Raw genomic sequence first — 11,332 nt, 5'->3', positions numbered from 1 at the left:
CAAAGGTCAGAACCAAGGCTTCGTCGATCAGATCACCCTGCCCGTCCACGATCCGACGCAATCCGCGGCCATGCGGCAAATCACGACAAAGCCGCCGTCCAGCTTCAAACGCGAGAGCGCCCGAAATCCGGATGACAGCAACGCCTGCTTTGCCCGACGCCGTGGCCAGGGCATAGATCGTGTCCATAACCAAATCCTCCTTGTGGGGATTAGCTATTCATTGAATCGAAGAAGTCAGCGTTCGATTTGGTTTGTTTCAGCTTACCGATCAGGAATTCAATCGCATCGGTCGTGCCCATCGGGTTGAGGATACGACGCAGAACATAGGTTTTCTGTAGATCAACCTTATCCACGAGCAGATCTTCCTTACGGGTACCAGACTTGAGGATATCCATCGCTGGGAAGACGCGCTTATCAGCAACCTTGCGGTCCAGAACGATCTCAGAGTTACCCGTACCTTTGAATTCTTCAAAGATGACCTCGTCCATACGCGAACCTGTGTCGATCAGCGCAGTCGCGATGATGGTCAACGAACCACCCTCTTCGATGTTACGTGCCGCACCGAAGAACCGTTTCGGTCGTTGCAGCGCGTTTGCATCGACACCACCTGTCAGAACTTTGCCCGACGATGGAACGGTCGTGTTGAACGCACGGCCAAGACGCGTGATGGAGTCGAGCAGGATCACAACGTCACGTTTGTGTTCCACGAGGCGCTTTGCCTTCTCAATGACCATCTCGGATACGGCAACGTGACGGGATGCGGGTTCATCAAAGGTCGACGACACCACCTCGCCACGTACAGAGCGCTGCATGTCGGTAACTTCTTCTGGGCGTTCATCGATCAGCAGAACGATGAGATAGCACTCAGGGTGGTTCTTTTCGATGCTGTGCGCGATATTTTGCAGCAATACCGTCTTACCAGTACGCGGCGGAGCCACGATCAGCGAACGCTGACCTTTACCTATCGGCGCAACGAGGTCGATGATACGAGCCGAACGATCCTTAACGGTCGGATCTTCGATCTCCATTTTCAGGCGTTCATCGGGGTAAAGTGGCGTCAGGTTGTCGAATGCAACTTTGTGACGCGCCTTTTCAGGGTCTTCAAAGTTGATTTTCTCAACGCTGGTGAGCGCGAAATAGCGTTCGTTGTCGTTCGGTTCCTTAATCACGCCCTCAACGGTGTCACCAGTGCGCAGCGAAAACTGGCGGATCATGTCAGGAGAGACGTAAATATCGTCAGGACCAGGCAGGTAGTTTGCCTCTGGCGAACGCAAGAACCCGAAACCGTCTTGCAGAACTTCCAACACGCCATCGCCGCCGATGATCCAGCCCTCATCCGCGCGTTCACGCAGGATCGAGAACATCATATCGCCCTTACGCATGGTTGATGCGTTTTCGATTTCCAGCTCTTCAGCAACAGAAAGCAGGTCTTTGGGGCTTTTCGCCTTGAGATCGGCAAGGTTCAGGCGGTCTTGCGACATGACAAACCCTTTCGCGGCCATCCGGCCGGCATATTGGTAAATTTTACAGACAGAGTCCCCTTCGGACGAAAGGGCCCTTCTATTACGCGCAGGACTGCGTTGGAGTCAAATTTAGAATTTAAAGATGACCGAGAAGACGATGATCAACATCAGAACGGTCGGAACTTCGTTCATCAAACGATACTGACGCCCTGTCAGTGTGTTTTTCCCGTTCATGAAGTCCTTGCGACGATAGCCAAGCCAGTGATGGAACCATGTCATAGCAATGATCGATGCACCCTTTGTGTACGGCCAGATCATGTTCCAGCCGACGACACCGGGCGTGAAAACCAACATCAGACCAAAAATCCATGTGGCAATCATCGCGGGGTTCATGATTGCTCTTAGCAAAAGCCGTTCCTGATGCTGGAACAACTTGTCCATATCGCTATCCGCTTCGACGCCCTGCTTTTTCAGGCCTTCAACGTGATAGACATACAAACGTGGTAGATAGAACAGCCCAGCCATCCAAGACATGACCGAAACGATGTGCAGGCTCTTTGTCCAAAAATAGGACGCGCTTAGAGTGTCTTGAATCCAATCGATCATTCTTTGCCTCTCTTAGGTCTTCTTACTTAAATAAATAAAGAAAGAAGAAAGGATTTTGATTGTAGTACTGTGGATAACACAGCTATTCGCAATTTTCCCCAAGTTTATCCAGATACTCACAGGCATCCACAAGGTTGAAATCATCTGTGGATATAAAAATTAACTATGTTTAATAAGAGTTTAACGCATCATGCGCCAAATTGACTCTTGGAGCTGTCGGAGTCCTTTGTCGATTCTTGCTCTGCGTTTCACATGGCAAAGTTATCCTATCCCCATCTTGGTGAACTGTGCTGGAATCGGGAATGAATTACAGGCTATTTGCCCCCAGCGCCGTCAAGCCCTAAGAACTCCCCAAAGAACACCCAAACTCTCATCGGTTTATCCGCGGTTTTATCCACATGGCTGACCCTATCATCCTCGCATCCAGCTCTGAAATTCGGGCAACCTTGCTGCGCAACGCAGGGGTTCCTTTCACAACAGAAAAGCCCCGTGTCGACGAAGAGATGATCCGCGCCTCGTTAGAAGCAGAAGAAGCATCGCCTCGTGATATTGCAGATTTCCTTGCCGAAGCTAAAGCCCGAAAGGTGAGCCTAAAGGCCAACGGGGCATTGGTGATTGGCTGTGATCAGGTCTTGGATTTAGATGGCTCGGTGATGTCAAAACCTGTCGACTCGGCCGAATGCCTCGCCCAATTAACCGCCCTGCGCGGCAAAACGCACCGTCTGCTTTCTGCTGCAGTCATCTATAAAGATGGCGAACCCCTTTGGCGGCACGTCGGCGTGGTACGATTAACGATGCGAGAGTTTTCTGACGACTTTCTGCGCGATTACGTTGATCGCAATTGGGAGTCCGTCCGCTGGTCAGTCGGTGGATATAAGTTAGAAGAAGAAGGCGTGCGATTGATGTCGCGCATTGAAGGTGATTATTTCAACGTGCTCGGTCTCCCGATGATCGAGCTCCTAAACTATTTGACCGTCCGAGGAGCACTACCTGCATGAGCGACGTTAAGATCCCCCTAGCTGGTGTTATCGGCTGCCCTATTTCGCACTCGCGGTCTCCAATCTTGCATGGGTATTGGCTCAAAAAATACGGCATCGCGGGTCATTATGTTCCGATGCACGTCGAAGCTGCCGATTTCGAAGTTGCCGTCCGTAATATGCACAAGCTCGGATTTGTTGGCTGCAACGTGACGATCCCGCATAAGATCCGCGCGATCGAGATTGCTGATGTTGTGACTGATCGTGCGTCAATGATCGGCGCCGCTAACACGCTGACCTTCCGTGATGGTAAGATCTACGCCGACAATACAGATGGATACGGTTTCACAGCTTCCATCTGGCAAGGTGCCCCAGACTGGCAACCTGATGCGGGTCCTGCGCTTGTCTTTGGTGCCGGTGGAGCTGCTCGCGCTGTGATCACTGCGCTTTTGGACAGTGGCGTTCCTGAAATCCTACTCGCGAACCGCACGCGGACGAATGCCGAAGCGTTGAAAAACGATTTCGGGGCAAAGATTAAAGTCATCGAGTGGGTGCAGGTTGCTGCGACCCTTGGTTCTGCCTCTACCGTGGTGAATACGACGTCGCTGGGCATGAAGGGCGGCCCAGAGTTCAAAGTGAACCTTGATGGGCTGAAGCCAAAAACGATCGTCGCCGACATTGTTTACACTCCCCTGCGGACCACGCTTCTCGATGAGGCCGAAAAGGCTGGCTGTCATACCGTCGATGGCCTCGGAATGTTGCTTCATCAGGCGGTTCCAGGATTTGAACGCTGGTTCGGTCATCGTCCTGACGTGGACGACGAAACGCGGCGTGTGATTTTGGCATGACGTGGAAGCTTGGCCTGACCGGATCAATCGGGATGGGCAAATCCACGACGGCTGCCATGTTCCGCGATGAAGGCGTGCCCGTTTGGGACGCAGACGCCACGGTACATAAGCTCTACGCGAAAGGCGGTGCAGCTGTTCTGCCGATTGGACAAGAGTTCCCAGATGCCATCGTGGATGGGACTGTTGATCGCGATCAACTCAAGCAGATCATTGCGAAAGATGCGGGGGTATTGCCGAAACTTGAAGCCATTGTTCATCCGCTCGTTGCAGCGGACAGAGCAGAGTTTTTAGATACTAATAAGGCTGAACTCGTCGTTTTTGACATCCCGCTTTTGTTCGAAACGGGTGCTGATAGGTGGCTCGATTCCGTGTTGGTCGTGACCTGCCCGTCAGAGGTTCAGGCCAAACGCGTTTTGGATCGTGGAACGATGTCGTCTGAACAGTTTCAAATGATCCTATCGCGGCAAATGCCCGACGCCGAAAAACGCGCTCGCGCAGATCACGTCATTGAAACGCTGACGCTGGACGCGACCCGTGCTGCCGTGCGAAACCTGATTGCAGAGTTGAAAACAAGGCAGTCCCATGCGTGAGATCGTTCTCGATACAGAGACCACAGGATTTGAACCCCACAGTGGGGATCGCATTGTTGAAATCGGGTGTCTCGAACTGCTGAACCACATGCCTACAGGCAAAACGTTTCACGTTTATATCAACCCCGAACGGTCCATGCCAATGGACGCGTTCAAGATCCACGGCATCGGTCCTGACCTTCTTGAACCGCCGCAAGAGGCGCAACCGGGGCAGGTTAAGCTGCGGGACAAACCTTTGTTCGCCGAGATCGGCCAGAAATTCCTCGACTTCATTCAGGACTCAAAACTGGTCATCCACAACGCCAGCTTTGACATGAAATTCTTAAATGCAGAGCTGGGCTGGATGGGGTTGCCGTTGATCCCGAACGATCAGGCTTTGGACACGCTGGCGATTGCCCGCAAGAAATTCCCGGGGTCGCCTGCCTCGCTTGATGCGCTGTGTCGTCGATTTGGCATCGACAACTCTAACCGCACGCTCCACGGCGCGTTGCTCGACTCTGAAATTTTGGCGGATGTGTATCTCGAACTGATCGGGGGCCGTCAGCCTGACTTTGCTTTGGCAACGTCGTCGCAATCGTCGAGCAGAACAAATGTTGCGGAAGTGGACGATTGGCGACCAAAGCCGCGATCTACGCCCCTGCCCTCGCGGATCACTGAGGAAGAAGCTGCCGCCCACGCCGAATTTGTCGGTAAGATGGGCGACAGCGCGCTTTGGAAAAAGCTTAGTTAGGCTGTGCGGACGCTTCGGCCTGCTGAGCCTGAACGCGGCGAGCAATTTCACCACGGTAGATCGCAACGAAATCGATCGTGTCGAGGTTCACCGGTGGGAAACCACCGTCACGGGTGACGTCAGATACGATGCGGCGAATGAACGGGAAGGTCAGGCGTGGGCATTCGATCATCAGGTAGGGGTGCATCTGGTCTTCCGGCACGCCTTCGATATGGAACACACCAGAATATTCCAGCTCGAGAAGGAACAGCGGCTCTTTGTCCGCTTTGGTGTTCGACGAAACGGTGAGTTTCGTGATGACTTCGTACTGGTTGTCTGCACGTTTACGCGCATCAAGGCTAACCTTCACACCCATTTCTGGCTGTGGATCACCCTTTACGCCCTTCTGAGCGAGGATGTTTTCGAACGACATGTCACGCACGAATTGTGCGATGATGCGGTTCTTGATTTGCGGCTGCTGCGCCGCTTCGGGGGTCTGGGTCTCGGCCATCGGGCAACTCCACATTTAAAAGGTCGGGGATTGTCTATCAGGCCTTTACCAGACCCTCAATGCTCATGGGTTGGTTAATGACGTGTCCATCCCGATGGATGGGTCGGATGTTTGTCTGGATCAACAGGTTCAAAGTCGCCGTCAATCACATCGTCATACCGTTGCTGTTGGCGCGGCGGCTCACCGAATTGGAACTTCTGAACGTTTACCTTGGTTCGCAGATACTGAAAAACGCGGCTCCGCACCTGCGGAATGAGCAGTAAGAACCCAACGGTGTCTGTGAAAAATCCAGGTGTCAGAAGCAGCGCCCCCGCAAACAGGATCATTGCACCACTGGCTAAGGACTCTGACGGGTCACTGAGGCTGCTAAAGCTCTGTCGCAGTTTACCGAGCTCTTTTGCGCCCTCGCTCCGCACCAAATTCGCACCGATGACGGCGGTCGCCAGCACGATGAGAAGCGTCCAAGCAAGCCCGATTGCTCCGCCAACAGAGATGAAAAGCGCGATCTCGATCATCGGAACGGCAACAAAAGGTATCAAAAGCCACATTATAAGTCCTTTCTGACCCGTGGTGGACTTGACCGGGCCTCTGCCATACATAAGTCGGGTGGGTAGCGTTTTGAATGCCCACCCAATGAACAAGAGGTTTTTCTTATGAACGGAGTCCTAATTCAGCTGCTGGTCCTAGCTGGCGTTGCTGTTTTCCTGATCCTACGCTTGCGCAGCGTTCTTGGGACCCGTGAGGGATTTGAAAAACCTGCCGTCACGCGAAACGAGGCGCCTGATCGTCGTGCCAATTTCGAGGTGATTGAGGGCGGCCCAGACCGTGACATCGTTGATAACGTTCCCGAAGCTAGCCCAGCGGCTGATGCTTTGGCTGCGATGAAGCGTGTTGACCCAGACTTCACCGTATCCGAGTTCCTGCAGGGTGCACGCGGCGCGTATGAAATGATCCTCATGGCCTTTGAAAAAGGCGAAATTGCATCGATCCGCCCGTTTATTTCCGAGGACATTTATGACGCCTTCTCTGACGTGATCGCATCGCGTGAGGCCGAAGGTCTGACTGTCGAAGCCGCCTTTATCGGGATTTCCGAGATTGCGGTTCAGGACGTTGAATTTAGCGCTGATACCAAAGAAGCCGAAGTCGCAATCCGCTTTACGGGCGAATACACTTACACAGTTCGTGATAAGGCTGGTGACATCATCGAAGGTGGACCAAATAGCACCAAACGTCAGCGCGATGTCTGGACATTTGCACGCGCTATGGGCAGCAACGATCCGAACTGGGTCCTTGTGTCTACAGGTGAATAATGCGGCGGGTCGGGCACGCGATAGCGTTCTGTCTGACCCTATTTTCGGGGGCGGCGATGGCCGAAACGACCCATACGCTTCTTGATTTTTCGGACTTGAACGGTTGGGCAGAGGATGATCATTCCGCTGCCTTTACTGCGTTCAAAGAGACCTGCGATCTTATGAGCGATCCCGAATGGACGACGCTCTGTAATCTGTCCAACGACGTGTCCGATGCCCGCGGGTTTTTCGAGCTGTTCTTTAAGCCCGTTATGGTCACCGATGGTGAACCGATGCTGTTTACGGGGTATTTTGAGCCTGAACTGCGTGGCAGCCTTCAGCGAACGGCGACCTTTCGGTACCCGATTTACCGCCTACCCCGCGCCCTGCCCCCAACTGGTCCTTGGTTGACGCGCCAAGAGATCGAAGAGAACGGCGCTCTAGCGTCCCAAGGGCTTGAGATCGCGTGGCTTGCCGATCCCGTTGATCGGTTCTTTCTGCAGGTTCAGGGGTCAGGTCGTATTCGCCTCCAAGACGGTTCAGTGATCCGGGTTGGATATGCAGGGAACAACCGACGCCCCTATTCGTCAATCGGTCAGGAACTGATCCGCCGTGGCATCTATAGCGAACATCAGGTCAGCGCGACGGTCATTCGGAATTGGGTCCGCAATAACCCAGACGAAGGCCGCGCTCTCCTTTGGACCAACGAAAGCTACGTGTTTTTCCGCAACGTGACCGAGGTTCCCGCTGAAAAAGGACCTCTTGGCGCAATGAACAGGTCCATTTCGGCAATGCGTTCTATCGCTGTTGATCCAGCCTACACGACGCTTGGCGCACCTGTGTGGATCGAACGTCACGGCGCAAATCCGATGAACCGTTTGATGATCGCCCAAGACACAGGCTCTGCGATCAAGGGTGCACAGCGGGCCGATATTTTTATCGGCACGGGTGTTGAAGCTGGTCTGGAAGCGGGCGAAATAAAGGATACGGGTCGTATGATCATGCTTTTGCCGATCCAGATGGCCTATGCATTGGTCCCTGAGGTCATCTGATGGCCCGCCGTCGCCGTCAGCTAACGGCTGAGGAAAAAGCTCTTTGGGATCAGGTGGCTCGCACTACAACGCGTATAGCACCTGAGGCCCCGACAGTTGCGCCCGATGAACCTGTTAGGGCTCCGTCTCATCAGCCTGTTCCAGCACCCGCGCCGATCCCTCGGTTTCGGGTTGGGGCAAAGGTGGATCTAAAACCAAAACACAACATCGCCGCCCCGATTCACGAGGCCCTAGCCGCTGCGCCCGTTTCGATGGACCACAAAACCCACCGCAAGATGACCAAGGGCAAACTTTCCCCAGATGCGCGGATCGACTTGCATGGCATGACCCTAAACGAGGCGCATGGTGAGCTGACCCACTTCATCCTGTCATCGCATGAGAAAGGGCATCGATTGGTCTTGGTTATCACGGGGAAAGGCAAGGATCGTGACGAAGGCGGTCCGATCCCAACGCGCATGGGCGTTCTGAGGCATCAAGTACCACAGTGGCTCCGTCTGCCGCCGTTGGGGCGGTTGGTTCTGCAGACTACGCCTGCCCACCTCAAACACGGTGGGCATGGCGCGTATTACGTTTACCTGCGGCGTACGCGCTAGGGTTAGAGGACGTAGCGGCTCATATCGGTGGAGCGTGACAACTCACCGACGTTCGCTTCGACATAGGCCGCATCGATTTTCACGGATTCACCCGACCGATCTGGCGCGTTGAAGGACAGTTCTTCAAATACCCGCTCGATGATGGTGTAGAGACGCCGCGCACCGATGTTTTCGACCGATTTGTTGACCGTTGCTGCGATATTCGCGATCGCTGCAATCCCATCCTCGGTGAATTCGACGGTGACGTCCTCTGTGCCCATCAGAGCCGAATATTGCAGTGTCAGCGCATTGTCCGTTTCCGTCAAAATACGAACGAAGTCACCTTCGGTCAGGTCATTCAACTCGACGCGGATCGGCAAACGACCCTGCAACTCGGGCAACAGGTCCGACGGTTTCGCGACGTGGAACGCTCCCGACGCGATGAACAGGATGTGGTCGGTCTTAACGGGACCGTTCTTGGTCGACACCGTCGTGCCTTCGATCAGCGGAAGCAGGTCGCGCTGCACGCCTTCGCGGCTCACGTCAGCACCGCGCGCGTCTGCACGGGCACACACCTTGTCGATTTCGTCCAAGAACACGATGCCGCTTTGCTCAACAGCTTCAATCGCGGTTTTCTTAACCAGTTCGTCGTCGAGCAGTTTGTCCGCTTCTTCCGACACCAGAACATCATAGCTCTCAGCCACGGTGAGCTTTTTCTTCACTGATCGCTGGAACGCCTTACCGAACAGATCACCGAGGTTCATCATTCCGCCCATCTGAGGCTGACCAGGGATTTCAAAACCACCCATTGGGTTTGATGTGTCCTGAATTTCCAACTCAATAACGGTTTGATCCAACTCGCCCGAGCGGAGCTTGCGGCGGAACGCCTCGCGAGTGCCATCGCGAGCCTCGGTCCCTGCAATCGCGTCGATCACGCGCTCTTCGGCAGCGCGCTGCGCGTTTGCCCGAACGTCCTCGCGCATGAATTCACGGGTTTGCAGGATAGCTACATCAACCAGATCGCGGATGATCTGTTCCACATCGCGGCCTACATAACCGACTTCGGTGAATTTTGTGGCTTCGACCTTAATGAACGGCGCGCGGGCGAGTTTTGCCAGACGGCGGCTGATCTCCGTTTTGCCAACACCAGTCGGTCCAATCATCAGGATGTTCTTTGGGTAGACCTCATCGCGCAGATCATCGCCCAATTGTTTGCGGCGCCAACGGTTGCGAAGCGCAACGGCAACGGCGCGTTTGGCCTCATTCTGGCCGATAATAAAACGATCAAGCTCGGATACGATCTCGCGCGGGGTAAGGTCTGTCATGGTGTCCTCTTTTCAACACTTCCGATCTAGGCATCTGAGCGGCAAAAACCAACCCGCACTGTCGTGTTGGATTTGTATATATACGTGATAACCTGTGATCGGAGGACGAAAGATGACCGAGAACCTACCGAAGAAAAAGATCATGGTTCGGCGCGTCACGTCGCCTGTGCGTCCGCGTACGAACGAAGAGAACGCACGGCAGGTATCCAGTTGGGAAGATAGCCCCCTCGACCTTCCCGAACCCAAACAGGCCATTTCCCTGCGTGTCGATCGGGACGTGTTGGAGTTTTTTAAATCAGGGGGAAAAGGGTATCAGACCCGCATGAACGCTGTCCTGCGGGCCTATATGAAATCTCATAAACGCTGATTAGGCTTTGATTTTTTCGACAGTCAGTTTGCCGTTGGTATAAACGCAGATGTCAGCGGCAATCGCCATCGCATCCCGTGCAACGGTCTCTGCGTCTTTATCGGTGTCCATCATTGCTCGCGCTGCAGCGAGGGCAAAGTTCCCGCCAGAGCCAATTGCGGCCACGTCGTGTTCTGGTTCCAGAACGTCACCCGCACCAGTTATCACGAACAAATCTTTACCATCCGTGACGATGAGCATCGCCTCGAGTTTCTGGAGGTATTTATCCGTCCGCCAATCTTTGGCGAGGTCCACGCTGGCGCGCATCAATTGACCGGGTGTCGCCTCTAGTTTTTTCTCAAGCCGTTCCAGCAGAGTAAACGCATCCGCTGTTGATCCAGCAAAGCCACATACAACGTCCTGACCCCCGGGGGACAAACGGCGTACTTTGCGTGCGGTGCCTTTGATAACGGTTTGACCGAGGCTCACCTGACCGTCACCCGCGACGACAACCTCGCCGCCTTTGCGCACACCGATAATCGTCGTGCCGTGCCATCCGGGGAATTCGCTCTCTGCCATATCGGGCCTCCTGTCGTTTGTTCCTATATGGCGGGCAGGGCGCATCGGAACAAGAGCAACGCAAAAGGGCGCCGGTTAGGGCGCCCTTTCGAAAGGATAGTCGGTTGGATTAGATCGAGTCTTCGATCCAAGCCTGCAGTGCCGCTTTCGGCGCAGCGCCTGCTTTGTTGGCGACAACTTCGCCGCCTTTGAAAACGAACAGAGCCGGAATACCGCGCACACCCAGCTGAGCAGGGGAATTCGGGTTTTCGTCTACGTTCACTTTGACGATCTTAACTTTACCGTCCATTTCAGCAGACAGCTCTTCGAGAGCGGGGCCGATCATGCGGCACGGGCCACACCATTCAGCCCAGAAGTCTACGACGACGGGAATATCGGACTGACGCACTTCGGCGTCAAAAGTTGCATCGGTGACAGCTACGGTGGCCATTTGTCTCTCCTACAGGATGTCGGGGCAGAAGGTAT

General features: G+C 54.3%; 15 protein-coding genes and 1 pseudogene. 8 read left to right on the top strand and 8 right to left on the bottom strand.

Annotation, left to right across the window (positions count from 1 at the left end; all coding sequences use genetic code 11):
- The 3 genes and pseudogenes from AC1QQ2_RS12170 to AC1QQ2_RS12160 all read right to left on the bottom strand — a co-directional run.
- A pseudogene (locus AC1QQ2_RS12170) lies at nucleotides 1-187 on the bottom strand (tRNA uridine-5-carboxymethylaminomethyl(34) synthesis GTPase MnmE); the annotation flags it as partial.
- A 22-nt stretch (nucleotides 188-209) separates the two neighbouring features.
- Nucleotides 210-1,481, bottom strand: a complete 1,272-nt coding sequence (gene rho, locus AC1QQ2_RS12165) for a transcription termination factor Rho (RefSeq protein ID WP_067552437.1) — start codon at nucleotides 1,479-1,481, stop codon at nucleotides 210-212.
- A 111-nt stretch (nucleotides 1,482-1,592) separates the two neighbouring features.
- Nucleotides 1,593-2,069 carry a CopD family protein gene (locus tag AC1QQ2_RS12160; protein WP_479713333.1) on the bottom strand — a complete coding sequence of 159 codons (477 nt, stop codon included), beginning with the start codon at nucleotides 2,067-2,069 and terminating at the stop codon, nucleotides 1,593-1,595.
- Between the two features lie 398 nt (nucleotides 2,070-2,467).
- Here AC1QQ2_RS12160 and AC1QQ2_RS12155 point away from each other — a divergent pair, with 398 nt between their 5' ends.
- The 4 genes from AC1QQ2_RS12155 to dnaQ are packed head-to-tail and all read left to right on the top strand — an operon-like array spanning nucleotide 2,468 to nucleotide 5,214.
- Nucleotides 2,468-3,067 (top strand): Maf family protein, encoded by a 600-nt coding sequence (locus AC1QQ2_RS12155; protein WP_479713332.1) that lies wholly within the window; start codon nucleotides 2,468-2,470, stop codon nucleotides 3,065-3,067.
- Nucleotides 3,064-3,894, top strand: a complete 831-nt coding sequence (locus tag AC1QQ2_RS12150) for a shikimate dehydrogenase (RefSeq protein ID WP_479713331.1) — start codon at nucleotides 3,064-3,066, stop codon at nucleotides 3,892-3,894. The genes AC1QQ2_RS12155 and AC1QQ2_RS12150 overlap by 4 nt, the downstream gene beginning before the upstream one ends.
- On the top strand, nucleotides 3,891-4,484 hold the full coding sequence (gene coaE, locus AC1QQ2_RS12145; RefSeq protein WP_479713330.1) for a dephospho-CoA kinase: 594 nt from the start codon (nucleotides 3,891-3,893) through the stop codon (nucleotides 4,482-4,484). The genes AC1QQ2_RS12150 and coaE overlap by 4 nt, the downstream gene beginning before the upstream one ends.
- Nucleotides 4,477-5,214, top strand: a complete 738-nt coding sequence (gene dnaQ / locus AC1QQ2_RS12140) for a DNA polymerase III subunit epsilon (protein ID WP_479713329.1) — start codon at nucleotides 4,477-4,479, stop codon at nucleotides 5,212-5,214. Before coaE ends, dnaQ begins: the two co-directional genes overlap by 8 nt.
- Here dnaQ and secB read toward each other — a convergent pair.
- A complete protein-coding gene (gene secB / locus AC1QQ2_RS12135) occupies nucleotides 5,207-5,704 on the bottom strand; it encodes a protein-export chaperone SecB (protein WP_249946586.1) in 498 nt (165 codons plus the stop codon). The genes dnaQ and secB overlap by 8 nt on opposite strands.
- 74 nt (nucleotides 5,705-5,778) lie before the next feature.
- Entirely contained in the window at nucleotides 5,779-6,252 is a 474-nt protein-coding gene (locus tag AC1QQ2_RS12130) for an FxsA family protein (protein WP_105236195.1), read from the bottom strand.
- Between the two features lie 105 nt (nucleotides 6,253-6,357).
- On the opposite strand from AC1QQ2_RS12130, the gene AC1QQ2_RS12125 reads away from it, so the two are divergent.
- The 3 genes from AC1QQ2_RS12125 to AC1QQ2_RS12115 are packed head-to-tail and all read left to right on the top strand — an operon-like array spanning nucleotide 6,358 to nucleotide 8,638.
- The gene (locus AC1QQ2_RS12125) at nucleotides 6,358-7,014 is read left to right on the top strand and encodes a Tim44/TimA family putative adaptor protein (protein ID WP_479713328.1); all 657 of its coding nucleotides are present in this window, start codon (nucleotides 6,358-6,360) and stop codon (nucleotides 7,012-7,014) included.
- A gap of 56 nt (nucleotides 7,015-7,070) precedes the next feature.
- On the top strand, nucleotides 7,071-8,045 hold the full coding sequence (gene mltA, locus AC1QQ2_RS12120; RefSeq protein ID WP_479713327.1) for a murein transglycosylase A: 975 nt from the start codon (nucleotides 7,071-7,073) through the stop codon (nucleotides 8,043-8,045).
- Nucleotides 8,045-8,638, top strand: coding sequence for a Smr/MutS family protein (locus tag AC1QQ2_RS12115; RefSeq protein WP_479713326.1), 594 nt, complete (start codon nucleotides 8,045-8,047; stop codon nucleotides 8,636-8,638). Before mltA ends, AC1QQ2_RS12115 begins: the two co-directional genes overlap by 1 nt.
- A 2-nt stretch (nucleotides 8,639-8,640) precedes the next feature.
- On the opposite strand, the gene hslU is transcribed toward AC1QQ2_RS12115, so the two are convergent.
- Nucleotides 8,641-9,942, bottom strand: coding sequence for an ATP-dependent protease ATPase subunit HslU (hslU, locus tag AC1QQ2_RS12110; RefSeq protein ID WP_249946582.1), 1,302 nt, complete (start codon nucleotides 9,940-9,942; stop codon nucleotides 8,641-8,643).
- A 112-nt stretch (nucleotides 9,943-10,054) separates the two neighbouring features.
- On the opposite strand from hslU, the gene AC1QQ2_RS12105 reads away from it, so the two are divergent.
- Nucleotides 10,055-10,309 carry a BrnA antitoxin family protein gene (locus tag AC1QQ2_RS12105; protein WP_479713325.1) on the top strand — a complete coding sequence of 85 codons (255 nt, stop codon included), beginning with the start codon at nucleotides 10,055-10,057 and terminating at the stop codon, nucleotides 10,307-10,309.
- Here AC1QQ2_RS12105 and hslV read toward each other — a convergent pair whose 3' ends face one another.
- Both hslV and trxA read right to left on the bottom strand, forming a co-directional pair.
- Nucleotides 10,310-10,867, bottom strand: a complete 558-nt coding sequence (hslV, locus tag AC1QQ2_RS12100; protein ID WP_105236200.1) for an ATP-dependent protease subunit HslV — start codon at nucleotides 10,865-10,867, stop codon at nucleotides 10,310-10,312. It lies immediately after the preceding gene.
- 109 nt (nucleotides 10,868-10,976) lie between these two features.
- Nucleotides 10,977-11,297: a thioredoxin gene (gene trxA, locus AC1QQ2_RS12095; RefSeq protein ID WP_067552369.1), complete on the bottom strand. Its 321-nt coding sequence runs from the start codon at nucleotides 11,295-11,297 to the stop codon at nucleotides 10,977-10,979.
- Between the last annotated feature and the right edge of the window lie 35 nt (nucleotides 11,298-11,332).

The sequence above is a fragment of the Aestuarium sp. genome (assembly GCF_023253315.1).
GTDB classification, from domain to species: domain Bacteria; phylum Pseudomonadota; class Alphaproteobacteria; order Rhodobacterales; family Rhodobacteraceae; genus Marivivens; species Marivivens donghaensis.
The sequence above is the reverse complement of the archived record's forward strand: the minus strand, read 5'-3'. Positions and strand labels throughout refer to the sequence as shown.

What these genes read in the sequence shown, in the direction of transcription:
- rho (WP_067552437.1), bottom strand. Translation starts at nt 1,481, where the DNA reads ATGTCGCAAGACCGCCTGAACCTTGCCGATCTCAAGGCGAAAAGCCCC.
- AC1QQ2_RS12160 (WP_479713333.1), bottom strand. Translation starts at nt 2,069, where the DNA reads ATGATCGATTGGATTCAAGACACTCTAAGCGCGTCCTATTTTTGGACA.
- AC1QQ2_RS12155 (WP_479713332.1), top strand. Translation starts at nt 2,468, where the DNA reads ATGGCTGACCCTATCATCCTCGCATCCAGCTCTGAAATTCGGGCAACC.
- AC1QQ2_RS12150 (WP_479713331.1), top strand. Translation starts at nt 3,064, where the DNA reads ATGAGCGACGTTAAGATCCCCCTAGCTGGTGTTATCGGCTGCCCTATT.
- coaE (WP_479713330.1), top strand. Translation starts at nt 3,891, where the DNA reads ATGACGTGGAAGCTTGGCCTGACCGGATCAATCGGGATGGGCAAATCC.
- dnaQ (WP_479713329.1), top strand. Translation starts at nt 4,477, where the DNA reads ATGCGTGAGATCGTTCTCGATACAGAGACCACAGGATTTGAACCCCAC.
- secB (WP_249946586.1), bottom strand. Translation starts at nt 5,704, where the DNA reads ATGGCCGAGACCCAGACCCCCGAAGCGGCGCAGCAGCCGCAAATCAAG.
- AC1QQ2_RS12130 (WP_105236195.1), bottom strand. Translation starts at nt 6,252, where the DNA reads ATGTGGCTTTTGATACCTTTTGTTGCCGTTCCGATGATCGAGATCGCG.
- AC1QQ2_RS12125 (WP_479713328.1), top strand. Translation starts at nt 6,358, where the DNA reads ATGAACGGAGTCCTAATTCAGCTGCTGGTCCTAGCTGGCGTTGCTGTT.
- mltA (WP_479713327.1), top strand. Translation starts at nt 7,071, where the DNA reads ATGGCCGAAACGACCCATACGCTTCTTGATTTTTCGGACTTGAACGGT.
- AC1QQ2_RS12115 (WP_479713326.1), top strand. Translation starts at nt 8,045, where the DNA reads ATGGCCCGCCGTCGCCGTCAGCTAACGGCTGAGGAAAAAGCTCTTTGG.
- hslU (WP_249946582.1), bottom strand. Translation starts at nt 9,942, where the DNA reads ATGACAGACCTTACCCCGCGCGAGATCGTATCCGAGCTTGATCGTTTT.
- AC1QQ2_RS12105 (WP_479713325.1), top strand. Translation starts at nt 10,055, where the DNA reads ATGACCGAGAACCTACCGAAGAAAAAGATCATGGTTCGGCGCGTCACG.
- hslV (WP_105236200.1), bottom strand. Translation starts at nt 10,867, where the DNA reads ATGGCAGAGAGCGAATTCCCCGGATGGCACGGCACGACGATTATCGGT.
- trxA (WP_067552369.1), bottom strand. Translation starts at nt 11,297, where the DNA reads ATGGCCACCGTAGCTGTCACCGATGCAACTTTTGACGCCGAAGTGCGT.